Genomic DNA, 25,725 nt, shown 5'->3' with positions numbered 1-25,725 from the left:
GCCCCGCGGCCTCACTTACCATACGATTGACCCCCCGAAAAAGTTGCATGCGCCGGGAGCGGGAACCTCGTTTGTCGGGAGGGCGCGGAGCTAAAGCGCGTCGAGAGACTTCATCGCGGCCCGCATCTTGCTCACGAACGGGGACTCCGCGCCGTGCGTCATCACGAGCTCATGGGTCGCCCGCGTCATGGCGACATACAGCAGCTTTGCCTCGTCGCTCGGCTCCTCGCTGTGCGCGAAAGGCGCGCCGACGCCGGGGATGCACACCAGCGGGAACTCGAGGCCTTTGCTGGCGTGCATGGTCACGACCGCCACGCCGTCCTGGCCCGGCACGAAGGCATGCGTCGCATCCGGCATCTGGAACGGGACCCCCTTCCGGGAGAACGCCCGACTTACCTCCGCGCCGATGCCCCGGTGGCGGCAGATCACGGCCATGTCGCTCCACGGGGTGCCGTCCTTATTGGCCTCAAAAAGGAGGCCGGCGAAGTAGTCGGCTTCGGCCTGAAGGGTCGGGAACTCGATGAGAAGCGGCTTGGGGCCGCGCCGGCCGGCGCTCATCGGCTGGACGGTCGGGGCGAACTCCTCCTCCTCGTCTTTGGGAGACAGAAGCTCGTCCGCGAAGGCCCGCGCGACCGCGAGAATCTCCCGCGTGTTCCGGTAATTCAGCTTCAGGATCGTCGTGCGTCCCTTCGCTTGGACGCCGACGCTGGAGAATGAGAACCGAAGCTTCTTCTTGCCGCCGTAGATCGACTGGGCGTCATCGTAGAGAACAAGCAGGGAGTTGCTGTTCGGGTGGATCATCTGGACGACGAGCTTGAACCACTCCGGCTTGAAGTCATGACCCTCGTCGATGAGCACCGCGTCGTACTGCGCGGCGGGGATCAGGTTTTTTCCGACGGAATGAATCACTCTATCCACCATCGCCGCAAAAAAGGCGTCCATGTCGGCGTTCGGCGGGGGCAGGCCCGCGTTATAGGTCTGCAGCTGCCGCCGGCACCAGGCGTGGAAGCTCACGACGGTGACCTTCTCCTGCAGCCCCCGGGCGGCCATCATGCCGCCGAGCTTGGCCGCCAACGCCTTGTTGTAGCAGAGCACAAGGATCGGCCGCGAGCACGCCTTGGCCAGGTGCTCGGCGCGGAAGCCCAAGATCAAGGTCTTCCCCGAGCCGGCGACGCCGTGGATGACCCGGTGACCTTCACCGAGGCTACGCGCCAGCTGTTCCTGCTGAAGGTCCATGACCCGGATAAGGTCCGGCATCTCCACGACCTTCCGCGAGAAATCCTCGAACAGATCCGTTTGGGCGGGAATCCGGATCTCCGGGAACATGTGCCAGCGGATCCGGTCGATCTGAGGCAAAGACAGCTTGATAGCGAACCGGACCGGGAACATGTCCCACAGGCGCTTCTGGAAGGCCTCGGGATCGACCGTCTCCGTCATCTCGTCCTGGCAGATGACCAAGTGGGAGGGGATCGCCTCACCGAGCCGGTTATCTTCGAACTGCTTCCGGGTGATGCTCGTCAAGACGACGCCATGGCCATAGGGAAAAAGAGGCTTCCCCCGGTGCGGTCCGTCGCGCAATACCAATTGCGGGTCCTGCTCCATCCGATTGGTGACGGCAAACATGTACTGACGAGCTTGCTCGATCGGATTGGGGACTTGCTTGACGGTCCCGGAGGGGCAGATGACGACATTACTCTTGTCGATGCTCTGGATCGTGGAAATCTTCCAGTCCTTCACCTCGAGGACCAAAAGGCCGCGGCCGGGATGGAAGATGACGAAATCCGGGTGGAGGGTGCGATGGCCTATGGAAACGTCATACCAGCACAGGTAATCGTCTTCGAGCTTGTCTTCCAGGCGCTGGGCGAGGCGCCGTTCTCCCGCCTGCATGCGGGGGCCGCATGCGCCGATAGCTGGTATTAGCTTCGCCATAGGGCCACGGCCAGAGCCTAACAGAAGGCGGGGAACGGCGCCAGTCTCATCTACACCAGGCTGATCCGCACCTCAAGGAAATCAGATCTTGATCTACACGCCCCCCTAGGCTACACTCAGCCGTGGCCCGCGAACACTCGTTTAAGATCACCCTCAGCAACAACATCACCGAAAAAGCCGGTCTGGCTCACCTGCTGGAAATGGAGCCCGAGTGGTTTGTCCCCGACAGCGCCGGCCGAAAAGCGATTCTCGTCGCGCTCGGTTTGGACAACCAATTCAGGCGCGCATTCGACCTGGTCTGGATTCCCGGACGAAAGCGGGACGGGGCGACGGAACTCATCATCGATCCGGCCACCATCATTCTCATCGAGCTTAAGACGACGCAAAAACGGCTGCCCCAGAATCCCGGCGGCTTCTTCTTCGGCGCGACCGAAAACGAGTTCAAGCTGGCTGAAAGGTTGGGGGAATCCTATCGGTTCTGCTTCGTCTGCCTCCACGCCGAAACCCGTTCCCACAAGCTCATCTCCTACGGTGACCTCCAAGGCCTCATCAAAGTAAAGCGCACTCAGTACCAAATCAACCTGCGCTAAATATTCCGCGCGCTAATTTGAATCCCGGAAGGATCTAAGCCGCCCTAAATATCGCGTAGCGCTCTTCGAGGAACTTCGGATTGGGCCGCAACTCCGTTTTCCGCGGAATACTGAGGCTCGTGCCGTGGAACTCCTGCAGCCCGTACTTGAGCATCGGGCCGTCGATCTCCTTCAGTATGTCCGTACGCAGTTCCACCACCAGATCGGGACGAATGCCCAAGATGTGGCAGTCGTATGCCGCGTGATGGATCTTGCAGAGAGCGATACCGTTAGAGGTGGTGGGCTCGCCTTGCGGATGATTGTCGGGCAGGATGTGCGCCGCCTCGAGAAGCTGCTCATGGCGAAGACGGCAGATTGCGCATTGCTCGTGGTAAGCCTTCAGCACTCGCTCGCGGAAACTTCGCTGATGTAGGCGCTGGCGGGTCGTAACAGTGATGTACAGACGACGAGCGTTGATCGGATCATCGACCACCTGAGAGTGCATGGCAGGCAACTTTGCATCGTCCATTGCGACGGTGAAGGTCAACGCCCGAGGATTATCGCCGACAATATAGATAGGCCAGACCGGCATATACTGACCGGGCACGACCCCGTAGAGATAAACGAGCGGGATCTTCTGCTCCATGGCCTTGCGCAACCCGCGATTTTCCGGGTGTTGGGGGTCTTGACCGCGATAGCGATAGAGCAGGAGGCCATCTAAGCTCACTTCGTCGTTATACGGCCGGGGGGAGCCCTCGACGACAGGAACGGTCGTGATGCTGATCGGGATCTCGGGCAGAATAGCAGGTTTAAAGATTCCCTGCGGACCTACAAGGGGCACGCGCCGCTCCGCGAAGACGAAGCCTTTTTCCAGCACCCTGCGAGGAACGACCTCGCCGAATAGTTGCTTCTGCTGGGTCAGGAATTCAAAGGCGGCCGTGCGGACAAGGAAGTCCAGTTGTTCGGGGTCATTCAAAGCCCCAGGTTCAGGCGACATGGAGAGCATTCATACCAAATAGGCGGTCGCCCAATGCGACCACCTCCACAGTACACTTTCGATTTCATGCTCCTGAACGACTTCGAGGCGCTGGTTTTCGGAAGAATTTAGCGGCGGAACGGGGCGAGTCAAATCTTCGGAGAGGGTGGGATTCGAACCCACGGACGCTGTTACACGTCGCCAGTTTTCAAGACTGGTGCCTTAAACCGCTCGGCCACCTCTCCCTAAATCGGTCCCTACTTCTGCAGCAGCGCGATGAACTCCGCCGCCGCCTGATCGTGCAGCTTCTCCCAGAGCCCGGCCACGAAATAGAACGGCGTCTCCTCGCCCGTCGGGTCCAGCAGCACCATCTTCGTGCCCGCGACCGAGGACACGCGCCCGGTATGCCCGGTATCGACGTTCCAAATGACGTCGCCGACGCGGATCTCGGAGAGTTCCATCACGCGGCCGCCCCGGGCGGGGCGGCAAGAGGACGAGCCGGGCGCGAGGGGTTCACCCGACTAGAATACAAATCCTTAGGCGCTCTGGAACGATAAGGAAGCCCCTCTACAGCTCGTCCTCGTGGTCCGGCGGCCGCTTCCCGAGGCCGGCGCCGTCGAGCTCCTCGTCGAGGGTCTCCTCGTCCGGAGCCGGCTCGGGCGCCGGCCGCTCCGGCTCCTTGCGCGCCGACACGTCCTCGCCCCGCTTCGGCTTGTTCGGTTTTCGCATGGGAATGCACCTCCCTCGATAGGAGTGTAGCCCCGGGGACCGAAGCTTCCCATGCGGTCCGTGAAACGACTTCTTGAACTTTTTCCCGCCGCCGCCCGGGCAGGCTCGTGGAACTTTTTCGGGGGGTCGATCGTATGATGAGTATGACCTTATCCCGCAGGCTCTTGACTATATGTAGTCCGTGGACTACACTATCCTAGGGTGAAATGCACGTCACCCCGAAAGAGGCGTATCTCTATCGTTTCCCGTCCGGGCGCTGCCCGTTCGAAGAGTGGCTGGAGTCGATGCGGGATCGCACGGGCCGCGCGAAGATCCGAGCGCGGATCGCCCGGGTTCGCGCGGGGAATTTGGGGAGATGCGAGCCGGTGGGCGGAGGCGTCTTCGAACTGAAGATCGATTTCGGGCCCGGTTATCGCGTGTATTTCGGCGAGGAGGGAGCGGAGATCGTCATTCTGCTCTGCGGCGGCGACAAAAGCACTCAGACGAAGGACATCAAAGCGGCCCGCGACTATTGGGCCGATTACCGGAGGCGTCACCATGCGGCCCGCGAAAAATTATCGTGACAGCCTGCGCAAAGCGCTCAGAGATCCCTCCGAAGCCGCCGAGTACATCAACGCGGCGATCGGAGAGAACGATCTGGATACTTTTCTGCTGGCGCTGCGCGACGTCGCGGAGGCGCAGGGCATGGCCGCGATCTCCCGGCGGGCCAAGCTCAACCGCGTGAGCTTGTACAAGATGCTGTCCCATCGGGGCAATCCGCATCTGCAAAGCGTGCTCCACCTTCTCCAGGCGGCCGGGTTGAGGCTGTCCGTCGGAGTCCGGCCGGGCGCGCGTTGACCGCCACCCCGTCTCCCGCCTAAGCGCCCGCCCGGGCGCATGCAACTTTTTCGGGGGGTCGATCGTATGAAGGGTGGAGGGCCGCCCGGCGAGAAGCTTCCCCCCTGGAATAAAGACATTCCTGGGTATATACTATTGGAGGTCTAATTCTATTGCGCATATGTCACTATCCGCAGGGAGAGACGGGAGAAGTCCGGGATTATCTGCAGGCGCTGCGGCGGGACGCGCGGACGCTGAAAGCGGCCGTCAGGCTCGACCTCGATCTTCAGACGCTCGAGGAATTCTGGCCGGAGACCCTGAATGTGACGGTGCGCGGATTGAAGGGCTGGGAACCGCTGCTGGAGCTCAAGCGGCGTTGCGACAAGACCGCGTACCGGATTTTCTTCTGTGTCCGAGGAGGCGAACTCTGGCTGCTGTCCGCCTATGAGAAGAAATCGGAGGCCGCGCCGCGCAGGGAGCTCGAGAAGGCGTATCGGCGCATGAGGCTGGTTTTGGGAGGGGTGCGATGAAAAAGGCCGCCCAGGCGGGGTTGACGGGAGACATACGGCGCGCGATCGGGAACGACCCGGCGTACGCCGAGGAGTACTTCGCGGAGCTCTCGCGCCGGCCGCTGCCGGTCCAGCTGGCTTTACTGCGGCGATTGAAGGGGCTAACGCAGGCGGAGCTGGCCGACGAGATGGGGCTCAAACAAACGCATGTGTCTCGCTTGGAGAAGACGGGTTCGGATCATTTGCTGAGCGCCTATCTGCGCGCGGCGCAGGCCCTGGGCGCGCGCCTGGCGTTCGTGCCCGCGAAGTAGATCGATCTCGCGATAACCGTCGCGGTTACTCCGCCTTCCACCCCCCTACCCCTCGTCGAGGCGATGCAACTTTTTCGGGGGGTCGATCGCATGAAGGGATGAGGAACGAACGGTCCCCTGGAGACCTGGAGGTATAACTGTTATACTTTAAGAGGCCGGTGCGATTCGAGTTCGACCCCAAGAAAAGCCGGCTCAATTGGGAGCGGCATGGGATCGACTTCGAGGACGCCCAGGCGCTCTGGGCGGAGTTTCACATCGTCCTTCCGGCCAGATCCGTCCCCGAGTATGAAGACCAAAACCAAAAGAAAGACGACTCCTAAAACGATCACGGCCGAGGAGTTCGACCGGCTGGCCGACGAGGGCAAAGACATCACCCCCTATCTCGATTTCGAGAAAATGATCGTCGTCCGGCCCAAGATCCAGCGCGTCAACGTCGATTTCCCGGAGTGGATGGTCAAAAAGCTCGACGAGGAGGCGCACAAGCTCAACGTCTCCCGTCAGGCGATCATCAAGATGTGGCTGCGGGAGCGCCTCGACCCTCAACGCCGCATCACGCGATAGCCGTCGGGTTCACTCCGTCTTCCACCCCACGGCCTGCCCCTTGTTCTGCTCGTCGAGCCAGGCCTTGAGCGGCGCGAAGTACTCGAGGATGGCCGTCGCGTCGAGCTCACGCGTGCCCGTCACCGCCTCGAGGGCGTCGGGCCACGGCTTGCTCGAGCCCATCGCCATCATGTCGCCCAGGCTCTTGCCGGCGGCCTTGTCGCCGTAGTACGAGCAGCGGTGCAGCGGCCCCGCGTGGCCGTGAGCCTTGCACAGGGACCGGTAGAACTGGAACTGGTAGACATTGGCCAGGAAGTAGCGCGCGTACGGGGTGTTGGCCGGGATGTGGTACTTGGCGCCCGGGTCGAAGTCGTTCTCGGTGCGCGGAGACGGCGGCTTCATCCCCTGATATTTCTGCACGAGCGCCCACCACGCCTTGTTGTAGTCCTCGGGCTTGGTCTTGCCCGTGAAGACGTCCCAGCGCCACTTGTCGACGAGCAGGCCGAACGGCATGAAGGCCACCTTCTCGAGCGCCTTGGTGAGGAGGAGGTCGATGTCCCCCTCCGGGCCGGGGACGGTGTCGATGAGCCCGACGGATTTAAGGTACTCGGGCGTGACCGAGAGGGCGATGGTGTCGCCCAAGGCCTCGTGGAAGCCGTCGTTGGCCGAGCCGCGGAAGAAGTACGGCTGTTTTTCATAGGCACGCTGATAGAAATTGTGGCCGAGCTCGTGGTGGATGGTGACGAAGTCCTCGGCGTTGATCTTGATGCACATTTTAATACGAAGATCTTGGCCGTTTTCGACATCCCAGGCCGAGGCGTGGCAGACGACCTCGCGGTCGCGGGGGCGGGTGAGCATGGAGCGCTCCCAGAAGGTGGACGGGAGCGGAGGGAAGCCCAGGGAGGAGAAGAAGGCCTCGCCGGTCTTGACCATCTTGAGCTCGTCGTACTTGTTTTTCTTGAGCTGCTCGGTGAGGTCGAAGGCGGGCTTGGTCTTCGGCGGCGCGGCCAAGTCGTAGATGTTCTCCCAGGACTGGCCCCACATGTTGCCGGTGAGCTGCTGGGGGATGAGGCCGTCGGCGCCGATGATTTCGGGCCCATATTTATCCTGCAGACGGCGGCGCACGTACGCGTGGAGGGCGTCGTAGAGCGGCTTCATCTGCAGCCAGGTGCGGTCGAGCTCGGCGGAGAACTGCTCCGGGGTCATGTCGTAGCCGGAGCGCCAGAGGTCGGCGGTGTCGCGGAAGCCCAGGTCCTGGGCGCCCTTGTTGGACAGCTCGGCGAAGCGCTGATAGCGCGGGCGCATGACCGGGGAGATCGTCCGCCAGCCGGTCCAGATCTCGGCCAGGCGCTTGGGGTCGCGTGAGGAGCGCAGGACGTCTTCCATGTCGTCGAGCGTGAGGCAGGTCGTCGTGGAAGCCGGGCAGTACTTGCCCTTGCCGTAGGTGCTCTCGAGCCAGACCTTGGTGTCGGAGAGCTCTTTCTGGTCTTTCTCGTCGGGCGGGGCGGGGGCCGTCACGGTCAGCTTGAGGAGGAGGAACTTGCGCTTGAGGTCGGCGGGCAGCGCGAGCTTGTCGAATCGGCGGGCCTCGCGGGCGAGGCGGGCGGCCTCGGCGGAGTAGGCGTTGTCGGCGTCGCCGGCGAGCCACTCGGTGGAGTAGTTGATGTTGGTCTGCATCGCCCAGGAGGAGAAGGCGGCGCGGCGGCCGAGGGCGTCGAGGGACTTCTCGGCGCGGTCCATGAAGGCTTGGGCGTCCTTGACGGTCGCAGCCGCGGCCTGCGACGGAACGGCGAGGAAAACGGAGAGGAGGAGGAGGATCATGCGGGTAGGATACAAATCCTAAGGCGGTTCTAAGGTTGCAAATTGTGACCTTAGACGCGGCGTGTAAACAGGCGTGAAAACTCGCCTTCGACTTGAAGTTGCAAATTGTGACTTCAAGTTTGAGGTCGTAAATTGCGACCTCAAAATAATCCAATCAATATTTATGTTTTACCCAAATTCTTAAGGTTGCAATTTGCAACCTTAAGATCTTGAAGTACCAATTTGGCACTTCAAGCTATGGAACAAATCGCCCCCCTCAATCGTATGAAGATATGGATATCGCCAAAGTCGTTCCCCTGATTCATGTCGTTCGCGGTCAAAGGGTCATGCTGGACGAAGACCTCGCGCGCTTATACGGCGTGACCACGAAATACCTCAATCAACAGGTTCAACGAAATCGCGGTGATTTTCCTGCGGATTTCATGTTTCGCTTGACCGCGGAGGAAAGCAGTCATCTAAGGTCACAAATTGTGACCTTAGACAAAGCCGGCCACGGGAAGCACCGCAAATACTGGCCGCTCGCCTTCACGCGGGAAGGAATCTCCATGCTGTCGACCGTGCTGCGCAGCCCGCGCGGCCGCGAAGTGAGAATCGCCATCATGCGCGCGTTCGTGAAGATGAGCGACGCGCTGATGAGCGGCGAAGGCCTGGCGGCGCGCATCGAGAAGGCGGAGAAGGCCCTTCTCGGACTCGAGAAGGAGCAGGGCGAGCACGCGGCCGCGATCCACGAGCTGTTCGCGGAGTTCCGCCGGCTGGCGGGCGGCGATGGCTGAGGCGCGGGATTTACGGGCATGGCGGGGCGCCCGGCCGAGAGGGGCCGGGCGCGACGCCGGCGCGAGGCTAGTACAGGTCCTGGCGCTCCTCGCGGTCGAGCAGCTCCTCGTCACTGAACTCCTCCTCGCGCTTGTCCGGCGAGTCGGTGAAGACGGCGTCGAACACGACGTTCGTCTCCTCTCCTCCCATTGGAACCGGTTCATCGGCGGACGCGAGGGGCGCTGCGGCGGCGGTCGCGGCGGCGGCGGCCCGGTGGCGCTTGTGCGCGCGCCGGCCGGGCCGCGCGGCGCGGCGTTTCGGGCGACGGGTGCTCGACACCGGATGCCTGCGCTTCGACAGTGTGGCTTTCATGATGGCACCTCCCGACTTCAGAGCGTCGTCAACGTCTCCAGCTTCCGGGTGACATCCTCGTCGGCTTTGATCCCCCCGGCGGGCTTGCGTCCGTGGCGCCGCTTGGCGCCGACCTTCACGCCGCGTGTGAACCGGCTCGACGTTTTCGCCTTTTTCTTGGTTTTCATCGGGTCGCCTCCTCCAAATCCTGCTCCTGGGGACGGCCGTAGCCGACCGTCTCGCCGGCCACGGGACGGCCCCAGTCCTCGTCCTCGCCCATCACGGCGGCCTCGGTGCCGCCGAGCGAGTCGCTGATCTCCTCGTTGATCAGGTCGGGCTGCTCATGACCGGTCCGTCTTCGTTTCGGCCTCATCGGAGCGCCTCCTTGCGGTGCTTGGTCTTTCGTTTTTTCGACGGCAACGGGCCCTGAGCGAAGACGCCCTCGTCGCTCTCGCCGGTGTCGTTCCCGGAGTCCGGGCGGGCGTAGGTGCCCGCCTGGTCCTCGGAGTCCAGGGGCCGGATGGTCCCGGGGTCGCGGATCGACGGCGCGGAGGGCCGCGCGTGCTTGCGCCGTTTAAGGGTCATAAGGACCTCCCCAGGCATAGGATAGACGGACGGCCCGATTTTCCCATGGAGGGAAAGTCAGGGCTCCGTGACGCTCAGATCTCGGCGAGCGGGCCCTTGAGCTCGTCGACCGCGGCCTTGACCTCGCCGTTGAACTCCTTGGGCAGGGGACGCGGGAGGGCGCCGACCAAGCGCTCGCGCTCGCGGCGGTCGAGGATGGTTTTGACGGCCCAGACGCCGGCGACGGCGAGCAAAACGTAATAGATCTTTTTCATGGAGCGGCCTCCTGACGAGGAGAGGGTAGCTCCGCCGCGGGGGCGCGGCACAGTGAGGGGAGGTGAACTTACCTTGACGCCTAGTCGATCTCGCCGAGGTCGGCGAGGCCGTTGACGGCGGCGCCGCGCACGCCGGGGTTGGAGTCGGCGCGCAGCTTCTTGAGGGCGGTCACGGCGCGGGGGCCGCCCAGGCGCACCAGGGCGCGGGCGACGGACTGGCGGACGGCGGGGTCGGGGGCCTTGAAGGCCTCGACGAGGACGAGGACGGCGCGCGGATTCTCCGTCTTGCCCAAGGTCTCGGCGGCGAGCGGGGCCAGCGGGCTGTCGGGCTTCTTCATCATCGTCTCGAGATGCTCCAGGCCGGCGTCCTTGTCGAGCTTGACGAGGTAATAGGCGGCGAGCAGGCCGACCTTGTCCTCGCCGGGGTCGCCCTTGAGAAAGGCGTTGAGGCGGGCGAAGGCGTCCTTCTTGCCGAGCTTGGCCAGGCCGTAGGAGGCCTGGACCTCGATGAACTTGTCGGGGTTGGCGACCGCCTGGTCGAGCGTGGAGACGGCGCGCTTGTCGCCGATGTCGCCCAAGGCCTCGAAGACGGCCTGAAGGAGGTTGCCGGAGGCCCCCCCGGCCAACTGCTGCAAGGCGGGGACGGCGTCGCGGACCTGGAGGCGGCCGAGGCCGCGCACGGCTTCCTCCACGACGCGCGGGTCGCTCTCGTTGAGGGCCTCGGACAAGGTGCGCACGGCCTGGTCGCCGCCGAGGCGGCTCAAGGCCTCGAGTATCTTCCAGCGCAGGACCTGGAGATGGCCGGGGAGCTCCCCCATCTGCAAGGTCATCGAGCGCAGGTAGTCCCAGGCGCCGGCGAGAGCGTCGACGGCGCGCGGGTCGCCGGCGATCCCGAGGGCGTCGACGATGGCGGCGGATTCCCGCGGGTTGCCCTTCTTGACGTCGAAGGCGGCGATCAAAGCGTCGACGGCCTTCTTGTCCTTCATGCGCGCCATGGTGCCCGCCAGGCGCAGGCGCTCGTCGGTCTTGGCGGCTTCGAAGCCGGCGATGAGGTCTTTCACCTTGGGTTTGCGGGCCGGGACGGGGGCGGCGATCAGGAGCAGGGCGAGTGCGACGAGAGTGGTCCTCACCCGGGAAGCATACCGGGTTCGCGGCGTCCTGTCGAGGGGAGCATGCAACTTTTTCGGGGGGTCGATCGTATGAGAGGTGCGGGCGCGGGGCGCCCGGGGAGGCTCACCATGCGCGAGGAGACGACGGGACGGGAGACGCGGCGCCTGCTGGCGCGGATGAAGAGGCTCGAGGAGGCGGAGGCGTCGGAGGAGGCGCGCGACGAGGCGCAGAAGATCCTGCTGGCGCGGCACCTAGAGCGGCTGCGGGGCAAGGGCGCGGGGCGGGCTTGACGAAAGGGGTCTTTCGTATTACACTGCGTAATACGGATGAACAAAACAGTGACCATCACCTTGCGGCTGACCGCCGATGAACGGAAGGTCCTCGACCGGGTCGCCCGCGCGCATGGGGCGACCCGGTCGGAGGCGATCCGCACCGCCCTGCTCGGCGAGGCGGCTCGCATCGCGCGGACGGAGAACCTCTCCGGGCACGAGCGCCTGAAGCGCTACATCCCCGCCAAGGGGAGCGGCCGCAAGGACCTGTCCGCGCTCGACAGCTCGCGGATCTGGGCCGAGGATCTGGAGGCGAAACACCGTGCGCTCCGTCCTCGTTGACGCGAACGTCCTCGTCGGCTATCTCGACGCCGACGACGGGCTGCATGAACGCTCGCTCGAGGGGCTGAGCGCGGCGACCGGGGACCTCGTGACCACGTGGCCCGCGCTCACGGAGGCGATGCACCTTCTGGGGCGCAAGGGCTGGGCCCAGCAGGAGGCGCTGCTCGCCCTGCTCGGAGACGGCGAGCTGCTGGTCGCCGGACTGGGGACGGAGGACGTCCCGCGCCTGACGGCCTTGATGAGGAAATACCGGAACCGGCCGATGGATCTGGCCGACGCGTCTTTGATCCGCGTCGCCGAACGCGACGGCATCGACACCATCGTGACTTTGGACCGCGATTTCCAGGTTTACCGGGCGGCCGGCATCGGGGCGCTCAAGATGCTCCCCAAGCCGTAACATTCACGACTTGCGCTCCGGACGGCTTCCTCTTATACTTCGCTCGTGGATCCCGTCACGCACACTTTGCTCGGCGTCGCCGTCGGCGAGGCCTTCTTCCGGCCGCGCCTGGGGCGCAGGGCGGTCACGGTGGCGGCGTGGGCGGCGAACCTGCCCGACATCGACACTTTCGTCCTGCTCACCGGCGACCCCGGGTCGGTGATCCTGCGCCGGTCCTTCGGTCACTCTTTGATCCTGCTGCCGCTGTGGATCGCGGCGCTGACCTGGCTGTTCAAGCGCAAGTACGAGGACATGGACGTCCGGGACCTGGCCGCCGTCATCGCGGTCAACTGCGGCGGTCACCTGTTCTTCGATCTGATCAACTCCTTCGGCGTGCAGCTGTTCTGGCCGTTCTCGACGGCGCGGCCGGAGCTGGCGATGATCTTCATCATCGACCTGGCCTTGGCGGGGTTCCTGGCCGCCCCCCACCTGGCCCGTCTGAAGGAGTCGTGGCGGCCGCGGCTGGGCGGCTTGTGCCAGGCGGCGCTCGTCTCGGTCGCGTTCTACCTGTCGATGGCCTTCACGGCCCGCCAGATGGCCGTGGCCTTGCTCGCCCAGGAGACCGGCGGACGGGGCTTCCGGTACGCCTTCCCGGAGCCGCTCGGCGCCCACCGCTGGCGCGGCGTGGTCAAGGCCGACGGCCAGTGGAAGCAATATCTCGTGAACGTCTCGGAGCGCACCGTGGCGCCCGGGCCCGTGCTGCGCGACGACGGCCTGACGGGGCCGGCGCTGGCGGCCAAGGAGACGCCGTTCGGCCGGCGGCTGACGGCCTTCTTCAAGGCGCCGGTATGGACGGTGGAGCCCGGCCCCGAGGGAGGCTCCACGGTGCGCGTCAGCGACCTGAGATTCACCAGCCTCGTCCTTCCCCGCGCCAATCCGTTCGAGTTCACCTTCGACGCGCCCCCCGGCGGAGAGCCCAAGCCCCGCCGAGTTTGGATTTGGTAGGTTAAGAGATATGCCGACGACGAACGCGGAGACGTTGGAGCTTCTGCTCGAGGTGGGAAGGCTGCTGTCCTCCAAGCTCGAGATCGGGGAGCTCCTCACGTCCGTGCTCGAGCTGTCCACGAAGGTCGTGGACGCCGAGAGCGCGTCCTTGCTCCTGTTGGACGAAAAATCCCAGGAGCTGTATTTCGACGTGGCTTTGGGCCTCGGCCCGGACGCCTCCAAGGTCCGCCTCAAGCTCGGCCAGGGCATCGCCGGCACGGTCGCCAAGACCCGCAAGCCGGAGATCATCAACGCGGTGCGTCAGGACCCGCGCTGGTCGCCGGCGATGGACGCGCAGTCCGGGTTCGTGACCCGCTCCATCCTCGCGGTGCCGATGATGATCAAGGGCCACCTCGTCGGCGTGCTGGAGGCGATCAACAAGCGCGGCGGCGATTTCAGCGAGGCCGACCGGCTCGCCTTCGAGGCCTTCGCCTCGCAGGCCGCGGTCGCCATCGACAACGCGCGCCTGTTCACCTCGCTCAAGGACGAGCGCTTCAAGCTCGCCACCGTGTTCGCCCAGATGACCGACGGCGCGGCGCTGACCGACGCCGCCGGCGCGGTCCTGCTCTCCAACGAGGCCGCCTCCAGGCTGCTCGGGACGGAACTCAAGGAGCTGGCCGACGGTCTCAACGGCATGGTGGTGACCCCGTCGATCGCGGAGCTGCTCTCCGGCGAGAAGGCCGTGCTCGATTTCGCCGCCGTGAGGAAAGAGCCGACCATGCTGGTGCTCGAGGGCCGCGTCACGCGCGCGTCCCTGGGCGACAACGAGGGGCGCCTGTTCGTCTTCCGCGACCGCACCGAGAGCCACCGGCAGGAGAAGCTCAAGCGCACCTTCCTGAGCCTGATCTCCCACAAGCTGCGCACGCCGCTGGCGGCGGTGACGGGATTCGCCGACATCCTGATGGACGAGGTCAACTCCGACACCGACCCGATGTGGGCCAAGGCCGTGAAGACGATCCGCTCCCAGGGCGGCAAGGTCAGCGAGCTCGTCGACAAGCTGCTGAGCTACACGACGATCGAGAGCCCCGACACGCAGCTCAACTCCGAGCCCTTCCCCCTCGACGAGGCGGTCAAGGACGCGGTGACGGGCCTCGAGGAGAAGATCGCGGAGCGCGCGGCGACCGTGGACGCCCCGGCGACGGGCCTCGTCATCGTCGGCGACCGGCGGCTCGTCACCGAGGCGCTCAAGAACCTCCTCGACAACGCCATCAAGTTCAACCAGAAGCACTCCCCGCTCGCCTCGCTGCGCGCCGAGGGGACCGGCGACTGGGCCGCGGTGACGGTGGCCGACACCGGCCCGGGCGTGCCGCCGGAGGACCTCGAGAAGGTGTTCTCCCGCTTCCACCAGGTGGAGAAGGACTTCACCGGCCAGCAGGACGGCATGGGCCTGGGCCTCGCCTTCGTGCGCAAGGTCGCCGAGCTGCACGGCGGCAGCGCGGTGCTGCGTTCCAAGCTCGGGGCCGGGGCGACGGTCACCTTGACCTTGCCGCGCAGGAAGGACGCTTGATCGGCGGCGACGCCGCCGGCTACGCCCCGTCCTTGACCGGGGCCGACTACGGCGAGGTCTTCCTCGAGGAGTGGCGCTGGTCCACCGCGCGCCTCGAGGACGGCGCGGTGCGCGACATCGGCGCCAGCTCCGAGCGCGGCCTGAGCCTGAGGTTATTGAGACGAGAAGGAAGTCGGGTGGAAACGCTTTTCGGCAGCGCCCAGGACGCCTCCGCCGCCGCCGCCGCCCGCCTGCGCGAGAAGCTGTCGCCCGGCGCCTCCGGGCGCGGCCCGGCCTTCTCCAAGACGCGCGCGGCCGCCGCCTCCTGCCGCGTCGACCCGGCGACGGTGCCGCTCGAGCGCAAGCTCTCCCTGCTGCGCGCCGTCGACCGCGCCGCGCGGGAGCTGTCCCCGCTCGTGCGCCAGGTGACCGCCGTCTACGGCGACCGGCGCAAGGACACGCGCGTGCTCAACAGCGACGGCGCCGACCTGTCCCAGAGCCGCGTCTCGACGAACCTGACGGTGTCCGTCGTCGCCGAGCGCGACGGGATGCTGCAGACCGGCTTCGAGGTCGTCGGCGCCCAGCGCGGCTGCGAGATCTTCGACGACGAGGCCGCCCCGCGCGCCGCGCGCCGCGCCGCCGCGCGCGCCCTGGCCAAGCTCGACGCCCCCAAGGCCAAGGCCGGCGAGATGGCCGTCATCCTCGCCGCCTCCGCGGGCGGCACCTTCATCCACGAGGCGATCGGCCACTCCCTCGAGGTGGACCACGTCCAGGAGGGCTCGTCGCCCGCCTACCGCGGCATGCGCGGCAAGACGGTCGCCCCCGAGACGATCACCGTCGTCGACGACCCGACCTTGCCCTTCCAGCGCGGCTCGTTCGTCTTCGACGACGAGGGAGTGGAGGCCCGGCCCACCGAGCTCGTCAAGAACGGCGTGCTGGCCGATTTCCTGTACGACCGCACCACGGCCCTGCGCGAGGGGCGCCCCTCCAACGGCCACGGCCGCCGCGAGTCCTTCGCCGCGCGCCCGATCCCGCGCATGTCGAACCTCTACATCGCCCCCGGCAAGGACGACCCGGCCAGGATCATCAGGGAGCTGAAGAGCGGCCTCCTCGTGACCCGCATGGGCGGCGGCCAGGTGGACACCGCGAGCGGGGAGTTCGTCTTCGAGGTGGACGAGGGCTGGCGCGTCGAGAACGGCAAGGTCACTTACCTCGTGCGCGACGCGAACCTGCTCGGCGTGGGCCCCGAGGCGCTGCGCTCGATCGACCGCGTGGGCTGGGACATCGGCTGGGGCATCGGCGTGTGCGGCAAGGAAGGGCAGAACGTGGCGGTCAGCGACGGGCAGCCGACGATCCGCATGCCCAAGCTCGTCGTGGGAGGAAGTCATGACTAGGTGGCTCGTGGCGGCGGCCTTGATATTGGCCGGCTCGGCCGGCATGGAAGTTTCGGCCGCAGGCCGAAAATCGGAGAAGCCAATGGAGTGGAAAGGACAGTACGGCGGGCCCATCGACCCCGGCACCGAGGTCGCGGCCGACGAGGGCGCCTGGACGCGCCTGTGGCTGACGGTCGGCCAGGACGCGCCGGCGCTCGACTTCAAGAAGTATTTCGCCGTCGCCGTGTTCGCCGGCGAGCGCCCGACGGGCGGCTATACCGTCGAGTTCCTCGACCCCGTGCCCAAGGGCATGGACGTGATCGTGCGCTACCGGGTCAAGGAGCCGACCGGCTTCGCCACCCAGGCCATCGCCCAGCCCTGGAAGATCCGCGCCTTCGAGCGCGTGAAGGGCAAGGTCTTCGTCGAGGCCGCCCCCAAGGAGGTCAAGAATAAGTGACCTGGGCCCTGCTCGCGGCGGCGCTGGCGATGACCCCCGCTCGCGCGGCGGACGCCCCCGTTCTGCCCGACATGGCGGTCGGGCACTCGACGCCGGGCTGGTCCAAGCAGGGCAAGTCGCTGGTGCTCTACGACGCCGCCGGGGAGCTGTCCTTCGAGATCGGTCTGCTGCGCGAGGATACCGGCTCCGTCACCCGCGAGGTGACCGGCGGCGTGTCGCCCGACGGACGCGCGGCCTGGACGCTCGAGCGAAAGCTCACTTGGAACTCGGCGCGCAGCAAGCTGCTCGAGAGCCGCCGCGTGCTGCGCGTCCACGGCTCGACGGGGCAGACCGTGTGGAGCGACGACGCCGTCGACCTGCCCGAGAAGGGCGAGCCGGTCGTGTTCTCCGAGGACTCCAAGGTCATCCTGCTCGCCTGCCACTTCGGCGAGTCCTGGTCCATGGAGGCGCGGGACTGGGCGGGTGGGACCACGCTCAAGGCGGGGCCGTTCCCGCGCCTGGTCAGCATCGCGCTGACGCCGGGAGGACGCTACGCGGTGGCGCGGTGGGGGGTGCCGGACAAGAGCGACACGCATTCGTTCTTCGATCTTTGGACGAAAGCACGGAAGGATATAGAGACCTCGGATCTCACGCTAGGGCTGGCGCGGATCGGGGATGACGGGGTCGTCAGGTCGGGACGGAGAGACGTATTTAGTTTTTCAACGGCGAAATCAACGGCAACGGAAGGGGCAGCCAAGTGAGGGCCGCGCTGCTGGCCTTGCTTTTGGCTGGAGCTTCGGCCGGCGCCGACGAAGGAGAGCCCTCGTCGACGCCGGCCGGAACGGCGGTCGAGGGCGATCAGTCGTCGGCGGTCGAGGACATGCGCAAGCAATTGGAAGGCGACCCGGGGCTTCAAGAAGCTTTGGTCGATCGCATACTCCAATCCAAGATCGCGGCGGCCATCACTTCTGAAAAAGACGAGGGCAAGAAGCGCGCCGACGTCCGCGCCTGGGTGCAGAGCGACCTGCGCTCGGCCTCCGAGATCGCCCTGGGCCTGGCCAAGGACGAGACCGAGGGCACGCACGTGTTCGAGAATACCTTGGTCAAGCATCTCCGGCTGACCTTCCAGCGCAAGAACACCGACCGCGGCGCGTACGGCGTGCTCAAGAACGCGGCGAAGACCTCGAAGCTGACGACCTTGAGCGACCAGCAGGCGGGCGAGGAGGAGCGGCGCGAGGCGCTGCGCAACCTGTTCGAGGGCAAGGGCTCCCAGGGCGAGCGCGTCATCACCGGCCAGGCGCCCGAGGGCAAGCCCGGCGGCTCCGACACGCCGGCCAGCGCGGCGCTGGCCAACTCCTTCTACGACCGCCTCTCCGCCGGCAACATCCGCGGCTACTCCCCCCAGCTCATGGCCCTGCAGAGCGCGCTGAACACGCGCCGCCCGCCGGGAGCGCCGGCGCTCATCGAGACCGGCAAGCTCGACCACGCGACCTTGTCCTACCCCGCCTTCGGCCTCAAGTACGACCTCGGCAACCTCGAGGAGCGCCTGCGCCGCGCGCGCATCGCCGAGCTCGCGACCTTGGGCGGCGTCCAGCTCGCCGAGCGCGACATGAAGGACCCCGGCCTCGAGGCGCGCCTGCTCGCCAAGGTCCCGGCCGACAGGCTCAAGAAGCGCTTCGCCGCGCGCGCCGCCGCCAACGCGCGGGCCCGCGCCGCGCTCGCCGCCTTCGAGGCCGCCGCCGACAAGGCCAAGGATCCGGGTCAGATCACGAAGGGCCTGCTCGTCGAGCTCTCCGGCCGCCAGCACGAGGCCTCGCGCTGGCTCACCGTCGCGGCGCTCGAGGAGGAGCTGGCCCGCATCGAGTCCGAGGAGGGCTTCCTCACCGCCGACCTGCTCGCCGCCATCGACGCGGTCCCCGCGCCCGCCCCGGTCCGCGAGTCGTACAAGCGCCGCGGCCGGTCCTACCAGGACCGTCTGGCGCGGCTCAAGGCCAACGCCCAGGCCTCGCTCGACGCCCTGCAGTCCGACGCGTGGCTCTCGCGCGTCGGCGAGATCGACAAGATGATGGCCGAGAACCAGGGCCTGCGGCGCAACATCTCGCGCGACATCTCCGACTACCGCCTGGTCCCCTTCCGCGCCGGCGAGGCCGTCCTCAAGCAGGCCCGCTGGCGCGAGCTCCTCGACGACCTGCTGCTGAAGTACGCCAAGGGCACCTCCTACGGCCGCGAGGTCGCCGGCCGCCGCGGCAAGCTCGCGCGCTTCCTCGGCATCTTCGGCCAGATCGCCTCCGGCGACCTCGACGGCGCCCACCTCTCCCTCGTCAACGCCGAAGGCGGCCGGCGCTGAGCGGGACCTGCACCGGTGCGAGCCGGACTGTTTCCGGAAACAGTTACGGACGGAAGGCGGGGATGAGGGCTTTCAGGCGCGGGAGCGCCTCTTCGGCGGCGCGCTCGCCGGCGCGGATGATCTCGCCGGCGCGGTGCAGCTCGGTCCAGGAGAAGCCCTTCAGGTCGGGGAACATCGTCACGTCCGCGATGTCGAGGCGGGACTGGGCGACCTCGTACTCCATCGTGTAGATCATCTGGAAGAACACCTCCGGGAAGTTGGGCGCGCGGAAGGCCTTGGGCAGGACGGGCATCGCGGCCTGGCGCAAGGTCTCGAGGTTGAGCGGCTGGTCGAGGAGGCGCCGGCTGTGGCGCTCGTGCACCTTGGTCTTGCGCTCGCTCGCGGGCATGGTCAGGTTGACGGCGAGCAGGATGTCGGCGCCCATGTCGGAGATGACGCGCGTCGGCACCGGGTTGACGATGCCGCCGTCGACGAGCCAGCGGCCGGAGAGCTGGGTCGGCTCGAAGATCAGGGGGAGGCCGCACGAGGCGCGGATCGCCTCGGCGACGCGACCCTGCTTGAGGACGACCTCCTCGCCGGTCTCGATATCGGCGGCGACGCAGGCGAACGGGAGCTCCATGTCGGAGAACTCGCGCGAGCCCATGTAGGAGCGGATGAAGCGCAGCAAGGTGTCGCCCGCGAACAGGCCGGAGCGCGGCACGGTGATGTCCCAGAACAGGTTCTCGTACACCCAGGCCTTGTCGATGCGCATCGCGAGCTGCTCGATCTCCTCGGGCTCGTAGCCGGCGGCGTAGCAGCCCGCGATCAAAGAGCCCATCGAGGTGCCGGCGATCATATCCACCGGGATGCCCTCGCGCTTCAAGACCTTGAGCACGCCGATCGTCGAGTGGCCGAGCGCCGCGCCGGTGCCGAGCGCGAGGCCGACCTGGACGCCGCCGAGGCGCCGGGCCAGGCGGCCGAGGGCCTTGGCGGCCTTGGGCTCGACGGCGAAGGCGGACTCGGAGCGGCCGTCGCGCTCGTAGGCCTCGACGGCGGCCTCGCTCCAGGGCACGACGACGCGCTCGGCGCCGATGAGCAGCGGGGCGTCCTCGGGCTCGAGGTCGCCGATCCACACGCGCAGGATGCGGCGCGCCTCCTCGGCCAGCGGCGGCACCTCGACCTCCATGTGGCGGTACTGCGGGCGCATCACGTCGCAGCCGGCCATCAGGATGAGGTCGGCCTCGGTCAGGGCCGCGCGCTCGACGTCGCCGCGCGGCCCGCCCAGGCACAGCAGGGCGAGCTCGTGGCTGTCGCGCACCGCGTTGAGGAAAAGGTAGAGCTGGCTGAACAGCCGGCCGCCGAGCGTCGCGGGCGACACGGAGAGGATGCGCACGCCCGACGGGTGCTCCTGCGCGAGCGCGGCGAGAGCCGAGGGGTCGCGCAGGTTGGCCGCGCGCAGCGCGGTCTCGGCCGCGGGCGCGGGCTTGAGGCCCGCGGCGCGGGCGATGTCGCCGGGCTCGGGGGCCAGGTCCACGACGAGCACCTTCTTGCGCGTCTGGGCGGCCAGCTCCGCGCCGAGGCGCCAGGCGATCAGCGCGCGGTCGCGGCGCGGCAGCGCGCAGTCGAACGCGACGAGGCGGGCCTGCTCCGAGGACGGCTTCGAGGCCTGGCCGCCCTCGATGAGGCGGCTGGCGAGCGTGCGCGAGAGGTGCAGCAGGATCGGCGGGTGCGCGCGCAGGCACTCCTCGAAGTCCTTGCGCGGAAGCTTGAGCAGCTCGCTCGTCGCGTCGACGCGCACGGTCGCCGAGCGCGGGCCGCCGGTGAGCATGCCGGTCTCGCCGATGACGTCGCCGCGTCCGAGGTAGGCGACGAGGGTCTCCCGGCCCTCGACGGAGCGGTAGCGGCGCGCGTGGCCGGAGACGATCAAGTACAGCGCGTCGGACTCGTCGCCCTGCTTGAAGATCGTCGCGCCCTTGGGCAAGGACAGCAGCTGCAGGCGGGCGGCGAGCTTGCTCAGGTCCTCGACGGACAGGCCCGCGAACAGCGGGGTCCGCTTCAAGAACGAATCCCAGGTTTGAATCTCTTCGGGCTTCATCGGTCGACCGCGCAAGCCAGGAGACCGACGACGGTCTTGGAGTCGCGGATCTTGCCGCGGCGGACCAGCTCGACGGCCTTCTTGAACGGCATGTGCACGACCTCGAGAAACTCGTCGTCGTCGGTGTTGACCTTGCCGGCCTTGAGGCCGGTGGCGACGAAGAGGTGCAGGACCTCGTCGGCGAAGGCGGGCGTCGGCCAGTAGCGGATCAAGGGCGTGAACTTGGCGGCGGTGTAGCCGGTCTCCTCGGCGAGCTCGCGCTTGATGCAGGCGAGGATGGACTCCCGCGGGTCGATCTTGCCGGCGGGCAGCTCGAGGGTCACCTCGCCGACGGGGTGGCGGTACTGGCGGACGAGAACGACGGTGTCCTTGTCGAGGAAGGGCACGACGCCGACGGCGCCGGGATGGGAGATGTACTCCCGCGTGGCGAGCTTCCCGTTCGGGAGCTTGACCGTGTCCACGTCGAAGTTGACCGCCCGGCCGCGCCAGACGGTCTTCTTGCTGACGAAGGTCTCGACCAGGTGCGTGTCGCGCTTATTCATCGCGGCGCCATTGTAGCAAAGGGCCGCCGTCGACGGCATTTGGTATGATGTACTCTCGCGCGCGCCTCCATGTCAAAGCCCGAGTTCGTCCACCTCCACAACCACTCCGAATACTCCCTGATGGACGGGGTCATCCGGCTGTCGGACAAGGACGGCAAGCCCTCGCAGGCGCTCAAGGACCTCGCCAACTCCGGGGCCAAGGGCTTCGCGGTCACCGACCACGGGAACATGTACGGCGCCGTCGAGTTCTACTCGAACGCGAAGGCCGTCGGGCTCAAGGCGATCATCGGCTGCGAGATGTACATCTCCAAGGGCACGCGCTTCGACCGCGGCCACTCGCAGAAGGAGAACTGCCACCTGACCGTCCTCGCCAAGAACTTCGAGGGCTATCAGAACCTGATGGAGCTGTGCTCGATCGCGTTCACCGAGGGCTACTATTACGATCCGAGGATCGACAAGGAGCTGCTCGCCAAGCACTCCAAGGGCCTCGTCGTGCTGTCGGGCTGCTTGAAGTCCGAGCTCAACCAGTCGATCCTGTCCGGCGACCTGACCCAATCCGAGAAGCTGGTGACGTGGTTCCGCGATAATCTCGAACAAGATTCTTATTACCTCGAGATCATGGATCACGGCATCGAGAAGCAGAGGCAGGTCACCGCGGCCCTGCTCGAGCTCAACAAGCGCACCGGCATCCCCCTCGTCGCGACGAACGACTGCCACTACTGGAAGCCCGACGACCACGAGGCCCACGACGCGCGCGTGTGCATCGCCACCGGCCGCAAGATGGCCGACACCGAGCGGTTGAAATTCGACTCGCACGATTTCTACATCAAGTCCCCCGACGAGATGCACAAGCTGTTCGGCGGCTTCGCGCCCGAATCGCTGAGCAACACGCTCAAGATCGCCGAGATGTGCAACGTCAAGATCCCCATGGACCAGATGCTCCTGCCCGAGTTCAAGGTCCCCCCGGGGTTCGATCAGGACTCCTATCTCGAGCATCTCTGCCTCGAGGGCCTCAAAGAGCGCTTCCCCGCGGGCTGCCGCGCGGAATACGCCGAGCGCCTGACCTACGAGCTCGGCGTCATCAAGCGCATGGGCTTCTCCGGCTACTTCCTGATCGTCTGGGACTTCATCAAGCACGCCCGCTCGATCGGCGTGCCCGTCGGACCCGGCCGCGGCTCCGGCGCCGGCGCGATCGTCGCCTACGCGCTGCGCATCACGAACGCCGACCCCCTCGAGCACCGGCTCCTGTTCGAACGCTTCCTGAACCCGGACCGCAAGTCGATGCCCGACCTCGACATCGACTTCGCCGACACCGGCCGCGACCGCGTCATCGCCTACGTGCGCGAGAAGTACGGCAAGGAGTGCGTGGCGCAGATCATCACCTTCGGCTCCCTGGGCGCCAAGCTCGTCATCCGCGACGTGGGCCGCGTGCTCGACATGCCGCTGACGCGCATCGATGAGATCGCCAAGAAGATCCCCGTCGGCCCCAACGTGCACCTGCACGAGGCGATGCAGGGCCCCGAGCTGCTCGAGCTCGCCAAGGATCCGCAGGTCAAGCGCCTGCTCGACCTCTCGCTCAAGCTCGAGGGCCTCAAGCGCCACACCGGCGTGCACGCGGCGGGCACGCTCATCACCAAGGAGCACGTGGTCAAGTACACGCCGCTGGCGAAGGGCGCCAAGTCCGACGTGGTGACGACGCAGTACGACGGCGACGTCTGCCCGAAGCTCGGCCTGCTCAAGGTCGACTTCCTCGGCCTGCGCACGCTCTCCATCATCGACGACGCGGTCAAGTTCGTCAAGAAGCGCCATGACCCGAAGTTCGACATCGACGCGGTCCCGATGGACGACCCGAAGACGTACGAGATGCTGCGCACGGCCAAATCCCTGGCCGTGTTCCAGCTCGACAGCCAGGGGATACGAGACCTCCTGTTCCGCATCAAGCCCACGGTCTTCGACGACATCGTCTCCCTGATCGCCCTGTTCCGCCCCGGCCCCATGCAGTCCGGCATGCTCGACATGTTCGTCGAGCGCAAGCACGGCCGCGAGGAGGTCGTCTACGACGTGCCCCTGCTCGAGACCATCCTGAAGGACACCTACGGCTGCATGGTCTTCCAGGAGCAGGTCATGGAGATCTCCAAGAAGCTCGCGGGCTTCACGCCCGGCGAGGCCGACGGCCTGCGCAAGGCCATGGGCAAGAAGATCCACGAGGACCTGGAGAAGATGCGCAGCAAGTTCGTCGCCGGCTGCGGCGTCAACAAGATCAAGGACAAGGTCGCCAACAAGATCTACGACCAGATGGTGAAGTTCGGCGGCTACGGCTTCAACAAGTCCCACTCGGTCGCCTACGGCCTCGTCGCCTACCAGACCGCGTACCTCAAGGCCAACTACCCGATCGAGTTCATGACCGCGGTGCTGACCAGCGAGATCGGGCACTCGTCGATCGGCGCCGAGGATAAGGAGAACAAGCTCGTCACGTATCTTGAAGAAGCCCGGCGCATGGGCATGAAGATATTGCCTCCCGACGTCAACGAATCGAGGACTCAGTTCGACATCCAGGACGACAACATCCGCTTCGGGCTGCTCGCGATCAAGAACGTCGGGTCCGGCGCCGCCGAGTCCATCGTCGCCGCGGCCGCGGAACGGAAGTTCACCTCGCTCGATGATTTCTGCTCGCGCGTCGACCTGCATGCGATCAACAAGAAAGCGGTCGAGTCCTTGATCAAAGCCGGCGCGCTCGACAGCCTGCGCCCCCACGAGCCGTCGCCCGCCGCGCGAGCACGACTATTGCTGTCCGTCGACGAGTCCGTCGGCCGCCAGCAGAAGATGAAGGCCGACCTCGACAAGGGCCAAGGCCTCCTCTTCGGGACGGCGCCCGCGCCGGCGCCGAAGGAGCTCTCCGACGCCGACGCCGCGGTCAAGCCGCTGTCGGAGCACGACACCTTGACCTACGAGCGCGAGGTCCTGGGCTTCTACTTCTCCGGCCACCCGCTGATGTCGGTCAAGGCCCAGCTCAAGGCCACCGCGACCCACGAGATCAGCCAGCTGACGCCCGCCATCACCGCTCCCGTGCGCCTGGCCGGCATGATCAGCAAGATGCGGAAGATGATCTCGAAGAAGACCGGGGAGCCGTGGGTCATCATCACCCTCGAGGACCTGACCGGGGAGATCACCTTGCTGTGCTTCCCGAAGACCTACGCCTCCGGCGTCAACAACCTGGCCAAGATCGGCGGCTTCGTCGCCGCGACCGGGCGCCTGTCCTTCAAGAGCGAGGACGCCGGCGCCGGCACCCCCGAGGTCATCGTCGACGACATGACCCCCCTCGACTCGTCGGCGACCAAGTTCGCCAAGCGCCTGCGCCTGAAATGCGACGCGACCGTCGGCACCGAGAAGCTCGAGGCCCTGCGCGACGTCCTCGAGCGCTTCGAAGGCCCCTGCCCGGTCGCCCTGGAGCAGGAGACCCCGGAGGGCATCGCGATGCTCGACGTCGACCAGCGCGTCAACCTCAACCAGGCCCTGTTCGAGGCCGTCGAGGCCATCCTCGGCCCCCGCTGCTGGAACATCGACGCCTCCGGCGCCCCCGCCGTCATCGCCCCCCGCAAATGGGGCGGCAAGCCCTCCTGAAGGGTGCCAGGCCTCCCATTATCCCATTACTTTCAAATGGGCCGCTGTTTGCGGAAGTAATGGGATAATGGGAGGCCTGGCACCTTTCTTCTCTCCTGACCGGCCGTTAAACGTCTTGTGACAACCGGGGAAAATGGTTAGAATTCTCGGGCCGTTTATATAAGGAGAGGGAATGGCCGACACGAAGAAGCGCATCCTCGTCGCCGACGATGATCCGGATCTGCTCGACCTGCTCATGATGGACCTGGCCTATCAGGGTTACGAGGTCCTCTCGGCCGCGAACGGCAAGGACGCCCTCCAGACCGCCCTCAAGGAGCAGCTCGACCTCGTGCTCCTCGACGTGATGATGCCCTACATCGACGGCTACCACGTCGCCTACGAACTGACCAACAAGCTCGGCGCCAAGGCCCCGCGCATCATGATCATGACCAGCCGCGACACGGTCAAAGAGAAGGGCATCGCCCTGATGAGCGGCGCCACCGAAGTCCTCCAGAAGCCGTTCGAGATGGCCAAACTCCACGAGCGCATCGCCGCGGTCCTGGAAAAACCCGCTTGATCCATA

General features: G+C 66.2%; 31 protein-coding genes and 1 tRNA gene. 18 read left to right on the top strand and 14 right to left on the bottom strand.

The window, feature by feature from the left end; genetic code table 11:
• Nucleotides 1–90 precede the first annotated feature (90 nt).
• The gene (locus HYV14_09475; GenBank protein MBI2386228.1) at nt 91–1,929 is read right to left on the bottom strand and encodes an NERD domain-containing protein; all 1,839 of its coding nucleotides are present in this window, start codon (nt 1,927–1,929) and stop codon (nt 91–93) included.
• Nucleotides 1,930–2,051: 122 nt separating this feature from the next.
• On the opposite strand from HYV14_09475, the gene HYV14_09470 reads away from it, so the two are divergent.
• Nucleotides 2,052–2,519 (top strand): hypothetical protein, encoded by a 468-nt coding sequence (locus tag HYV14_09470; GenBank protein ID MBI2386227.1) that lies wholly within the window; start codon nt 2,052–2,054, stop codon nt 2,517–2,519.
• Between the two features lie 34 nt (nt 2,520–2,553).
• On the opposite strand, the gene HYV14_09465 is transcribed toward HYV14_09470, so the two are convergent.
• The 4 genes from HYV14_09465 to HYV14_09450 all read right to left on the bottom strand — a co-directional run bounded on the left by HYV14_09465 (nt 2,554) and on the right by HYV14_09450 (nt 4,203).
• A complete protein-coding gene (locus tag HYV14_09465; protein MBI2386226.1) occupies nt 2,554–3,474 on the bottom strand; it encodes an HNH endonuclease in 921 nt (306 codons plus the stop codon).
• 158 nt (nt 3,475–3,632) lie between these two features.
• Nucleotides 3,633–3,719 (bottom strand) — tRNA-Ser (locus HYV14_09460).
• Between the two features lie 12 nt (nt 3,720–3,731).
• On the bottom strand, nt 3,732–3,938 hold the full coding sequence (locus HYV14_09455) for a hypothetical protein (GenBank protein MBI2386225.1): 207 nt from the start codon (nt 3,936–3,938) through the stop codon (nt 3,732–3,734).
• A gap of 103 nt (nt 3,939–4,041) precedes the next feature.
• A complete protein-coding gene (locus tag HYV14_09450; GenBank protein MBI2386224.1) occupies nt 4,042–4,203 on the bottom strand; it encodes a hypothetical protein in 162 nt (53 codons plus the stop codon).
• A gap of 206 nt (nt 4,204–4,409) precedes the next feature.
• On the opposite strand from HYV14_09450, the gene HYV14_09445 reads away from it, so the two are divergent.
• From HYV14_09445 to HYV14_09425, 5 genes are all read left to right on the top strand, one after another.
• Nucleotides 4,410–4,766, top strand: a complete 357-nt coding sequence (locus tag HYV14_09445; GenBank protein MBI2386223.1) for a type II toxin-antitoxin system RelE/ParE family toxin — start codon at nt 4,410–4,412, stop codon at nt 4,764–4,766.
• On the top strand, nt 4,741–5,040 hold the full coding sequence (locus HYV14_09440) for a putative addiction module antidote protein (GenBank protein ID MBI2386222.1): 300 nt from the start codon (nt 4,741–4,743) through the stop codon (nt 5,038–5,040). Before HYV14_09445 ends, HYV14_09440 begins: the two co-directional genes overlap by 26 nt.
• 152 nt (nt 5,041–5,192) lie before the next feature.
• Nucleotides 5,193–5,549, top strand: a complete 357-nt coding sequence (locus HYV14_09435; GenBank protein ID MBI2386221.1) for a type II toxin-antitoxin system RelE/ParE family toxin — start codon at nt 5,193–5,195, stop codon at nt 5,547–5,549.
• Nucleotides 5,546–5,839, top strand: a complete 294-nt coding sequence (locus HYV14_09430; protein MBI2386220.1) for a helix-turn-helix domain-containing protein — start codon at nt 5,546–5,548, stop codon at nt 5,837–5,839. The genes HYV14_09435 and HYV14_09430 overlap by 4 nt, the downstream gene beginning before the upstream one ends.
• A 324-nt stretch (nt 5,840–6,163) precedes the next feature.
• Complete coding sequence (locus tag HYV14_09425; protein MBI2386219.1) at nt 6,164–6,400, top strand: CopG family transcriptional regulator; 237 nt, start codon at nt 6,164–6,166, stop codon at nt 6,398–6,400.
• A 9-nt stretch (nt 6,401–6,409) separates the two neighbouring features.
• On the opposite strand, the gene HYV14_09420 is transcribed toward HYV14_09425, so the two are convergent.
• Nucleotides 6,410–8,200 carry a M2 family metallopeptidase gene (locus HYV14_09420; protein ID MBI2386218.1) on the bottom strand — a complete coding sequence of 597 codons (1,791 nt, stop codon included), beginning with the start codon at nt 8,198–8,200 and terminating at the stop codon, nt 6,410–6,412.
• 272 nt (nt 8,201–8,472) lie between these two features.
• Here HYV14_09420 and HYV14_09415 point away from each other — a divergent pair, with 272 nt between their 5' ends.
• Nucleotides 8,473–8,973 (top strand): ORF6N domain-containing protein, encoded by a 501-nt coding sequence (locus HYV14_09415; protein ID MBI2386217.1) that lies wholly within the window; start codon nt 8,473–8,475, stop codon nt 8,971–8,973.
• 67 nt (nt 8,974–9,040) lie between these two features.
• On the opposite strand, the gene HYV14_09410 is transcribed toward HYV14_09415, so the two are convergent.
• The 6 genes from HYV14_09410 to HYV14_09385 form a co-directional block, all read right to left on the bottom strand.
• Nucleotides 9,041–9,325 (bottom strand): hypothetical protein, encoded by a 285-nt coding sequence (locus HYV14_09410; protein ID MBI2386216.1) that lies wholly within the window; start codon nt 9,323–9,325, stop codon nt 9,041–9,043.
• A gap of 17 nt (nt 9,326–9,342) precedes the next feature.
• A complete protein-coding gene (locus tag HYV14_09405) occupies nt 9,343–9,492 on the bottom strand; it encodes a hypothetical protein (GenBank protein MBI2386215.1) in 150 nt (49 codons plus the stop codon).
• Complete coding sequence (locus HYV14_09400; GenBank protein ID MBI2386214.1) at nt 9,489–9,677, bottom strand: hypothetical protein; 189 nt, start codon at nt 9,675–9,677, stop codon at nt 9,489–9,491. The genes HYV14_09405 and HYV14_09400 overlap by 4 nt, the downstream gene beginning before the upstream one ends.
• Complete coding sequence (locus HYV14_09395) at nt 9,674–9,889, bottom strand: hypothetical protein (protein ID MBI2386213.1); 216 nt, start codon at nt 9,887–9,889, stop codon at nt 9,674–9,676. The genes HYV14_09400 and HYV14_09395 overlap by 4 nt, the downstream gene beginning before the upstream one ends.
• A 74-nt stretch (nt 9,890–9,963) precedes the next feature.
• Nucleotides 9,964–10,143, bottom strand: coding sequence for a hypothetical protein (locus HYV14_09390; protein ID MBI2386212.1), 180 nt, complete (start codon nt 10,141–10,143; stop codon nt 9,964–9,966).
• An 80-nt stretch (nt 10,144–10,223) separates the two neighbouring features.
• Nucleotides 10,224–11,273: a HEAT repeat domain-containing protein gene (locus HYV14_09385; protein ID MBI2386211.1), complete on the bottom strand. Its 1,050-nt coding sequence runs from the start codon at nt 11,271–11,273 to the stop codon at nt 10,224–10,226.
• Between the two features lie 108 nt (nt 11,274–11,381).
• Here HYV14_09385 and HYV14_09380 point away from each other — a divergent pair, with 108 nt between their 5' ends.
• From HYV14_09380 to HYV14_09340, 9 genes are all read left to right on the top strand, one after another.
• On the top strand, nt 11,382–11,543 hold the full coding sequence (locus HYV14_09380) for a hypothetical protein (protein ID MBI2386210.1): 162 nt from the start codon (nt 11,382–11,384) through the stop codon (nt 11,541–11,543).
• Between the two features lie 36 nt (nt 11,544–11,579).
• A complete protein-coding gene (locus tag HYV14_09375; protein MBI2386209.1) occupies nt 11,580–11,864 on the top strand; it encodes a ribbon-helix-helix protein, CopG family in 285 nt (94 codons plus the stop codon).
• On the top strand, nt 11,845–12,261 hold the full coding sequence (locus tag HYV14_09370) for a PIN domain-containing protein (GenBank protein MBI2386208.1): 417 nt from the start codon (nt 11,845–11,847) through the stop codon (nt 12,259–12,261). Before HYV14_09375 ends, HYV14_09370 begins: the two co-directional genes overlap by 20 nt.
• A 45-nt stretch (nt 12,262–12,306) precedes the next feature.
• Nucleotides 12,307–13,245, top strand: coding sequence for a metal-dependent hydrolase (locus tag HYV14_09365; GenBank protein MBI2386207.1), 939 nt, complete (start codon nt 12,307–12,309; stop codon nt 13,243–13,245).
• Nucleotides 13,246–13,255: 10 nt separating this feature from the next.
• The gene (locus HYV14_09360; GenBank protein ID MBI2386206.1) at nt 13,256–14,791 is read left to right on the top strand and encodes a GAF domain-containing protein; all 1,536 of its coding nucleotides are present in this window, start codon (nt 13,256–13,258) and stop codon (nt 14,789–14,791) included.
• A complete protein-coding gene (locus HYV14_09355; protein ID MBI2386205.1) occupies nt 14,788–16,164 on the top strand; it encodes a TldD/PmbA family protein in 1,377 nt (458 codons plus the stop codon). Before HYV14_09360 ends, HYV14_09355 begins: the two co-directional genes overlap by 4 nt.
• Nucleotides 16,165–16,246: 82 nt before the next feature.
• Complete coding sequence (locus HYV14_09350) at nt 16,247–16,600, top strand: protease complex subunit PrcB family protein (GenBank protein MBI2386204.1); 354 nt, start codon at nt 16,247–16,249, stop codon at nt 16,598–16,600.
• Nucleotides 16,597–17,340 carry a hypothetical protein gene (locus tag HYV14_09345; protein MBI2386203.1) on the top strand — a complete coding sequence of 248 codons (744 nt, stop codon included), beginning with the start codon at nt 16,597–16,599 and terminating at the stop codon, nt 17,338–17,340. Before HYV14_09350 ends, HYV14_09345 begins: the two co-directional genes overlap by 4 nt.
• On the top strand, nt 17,337–18,926 hold the full coding sequence (locus HYV14_09340) for a hypothetical protein (protein MBI2386202.1): 1,590 nt from the start codon (nt 17,337–17,339) through the stop codon (nt 18,924–18,926). Before HYV14_09345 ends, HYV14_09340 begins: the two co-directional genes overlap by 4 nt.
• A 43-nt stretch (nt 18,927–18,969) precedes the next feature.
• Here HYV14_09340 and HYV14_09335 read toward each other — a convergent pair whose 3' ends face one another.
• Together HYV14_09335 and HYV14_09330 are read right to left on the bottom strand one after the other, a co-directional pair.
• Entirely contained in the window at nt 18,970–20,964 is a 1,995-nt protein-coding gene (locus HYV14_09335; protein MBI2386201.1) for a patatin-like phospholipase family protein, read from the bottom strand.
• 32 nt (nt 20,965–20,996) lie between these two features.
• A complete protein-coding gene (locus tag HYV14_09330) occupies nt 20,997–21,542 on the bottom strand; it encodes an NUDIX hydrolase (GenBank protein ID MBI2386200.1) in 546 nt (181 codons plus the stop codon).
• Nucleotides 21,543–21,611: 69 nt separating this feature from the next.
• On the opposite strand from HYV14_09330, the gene dnaE reads away from it, so the two are divergent.
• Nucleotides 21,612–25,163 carry a DNA polymerase III subunit alpha gene (gene dnaE / locus HYV14_09325; protein MBI2386199.1) on the top strand — a complete coding sequence of 1,184 codons (3,552 nt, stop codon included), beginning with the start codon at nt 21,612–21,614 and terminating at the stop codon, nt 25,161–25,163.
• A gap of 172 nt (nt 25,164–25,335) precedes the next feature.
• On the top strand, nt 25,336–25,719 hold the full coding sequence (locus HYV14_09320) for a response regulator transcription factor (GenBank protein MBI2386198.1): 384 nt from the start codon (nt 25,336–25,338) through the stop codon (nt 25,717–25,719).
• Nucleotides 25,720–25,725 lie beyond the last annotated feature (6 nt).

It is taken from the genome of Elusimicrobiota bacterium, assembly GCA_016182905.1.
Classification (GTDB): Bacteria; Elusimicrobiota; Elusimicrobia; order UBA1565; family UBA9628; genus GWA2-66-18.
Note: the sequence above shows the minus strand (reverse complement) of the source record. Positions and strands in the feature narration are given on the sequence as shown.

Bases quoted from the DNA above. Each gene is read 5' to 3' on its own strand.
- HYV14_09320 (MBI2386198.1), top strand. From the start codon at position 25,336: ATGGCCGACACGAAGAAGCGCATCCTCGTCGCCGACGATGATCCGGAT.
- dnaE (MBI2386199.1), top strand. From the start codon at position 21,612: ATGTCAAAGCCCGAGTTCGTCCACCTCCACAACCACTCCGAATACTCC.
- HYV14_09390 (MBI2386212.1), bottom strand. From the start codon at position 10,143: ATGAAAAAGATCTATTACGTTTTGCTCGCCGTCGCCGGCGTCTGGGCC.
- HYV14_09440 (MBI2386222.1), top strand. From the start codon at position 4,741: ATGCGGCCCGCGAAAAATTATCGTGACAGCCTGCGCAAAGCGCTCAGA.
- HYV14_09405 (MBI2386215.1), bottom strand. From the start codon at position 9,492: ATGAAAACCAAGAAAAAGGCGAAAACGTCGAGCCGGTTCACACGCGGC.
- HYV14_09445 (MBI2386223.1), top strand. From the start codon at position 4,410: ATGCACGTCACCCCGAAAGAGGCGTATCTCTATCGTTTCCCGTCCGGG.
- HYV14_09330 (MBI2386200.1), bottom strand. From the start codon at position 21,542: ATGAATAAGCGCGACACGCACCTGGTCGAGACCTTCGTCAGCAAGAAG.
- HYV14_09400 (MBI2386214.1), bottom strand. From the start codon at position 9,677: ATGAGGCCGAAACGAAGACGGACCGGTCATGAGCAGCCCGACCTGATC.
- HYV14_09450 (MBI2386224.1), bottom strand. From the start codon at position 4,203: ATGCGAAAACCGAACAAGCCGAAGCGGGGCGAGGACGTGTCGGCGCGC.
- HYV14_09395 (MBI2386213.1), bottom strand. From the start codon at position 9,889: ATGACCCTTAAACGGCGCAAGCACGCGCGGCCCTCCGCGCCGTCGATC.
- HYV14_09410 (MBI2386216.1), bottom strand. From the start codon at position 9,325: ATGAAAGCCACACTGTCGAAGCGCAGGCATCCGGTGTCGAGCACCCGT.
- HYV14_09420 (MBI2386218.1), bottom strand. From the start codon at position 8,200: ATGATCCTCCTCCTCCTCTCCGTTTTCCTCGCCGTTCCGTCGCAGGCC.
- HYV14_09360 (MBI2386206.1), top strand. From the start codon at position 13,256: ATGCCGACGACGAACGCGGAGACGTTGGAGCTTCTGCTCGAGGTGGGA.
- HYV14_09375 (MBI2386209.1), top strand. From the start codon at position 11,580: ATGAACAAAACAGTGACCATCACCTTGCGGCTGACCGCCGATGAACGG.
- HYV14_09430 (MBI2386220.1), top strand. From the start codon at position 5,546: ATGAAAAAGGCCGCCCAGGCGGGGTTGACGGGAGACATACGGCGCGCG.
- HYV14_09380 (MBI2386210.1), top strand. From the start codon at position 11,382: ATGCGCGAGGAGACGACGGGACGGGAGACGCGGCGCCTGCTGGCGCGG.
- HYV14_09415 (MBI2386217.1), top strand. From the start codon at position 8,473: ATGGATATCGCCAAAGTCGTTCCCCTGATTCATGTCGTTCGCGGTCAA.
- HYV14_09350 (MBI2386204.1), top strand. From the start codon at position 16,247: ATGGAGTGGAAAGGACAGTACGGCGGGCCCATCGACCCCGGCACCGAG.
- HYV14_09475 (MBI2386228.1), bottom strand. From the start codon at position 1,929: ATGGCGAAGCTAATACCAGCTATCGGCGCATGCGGCCCCCGCATGCAG.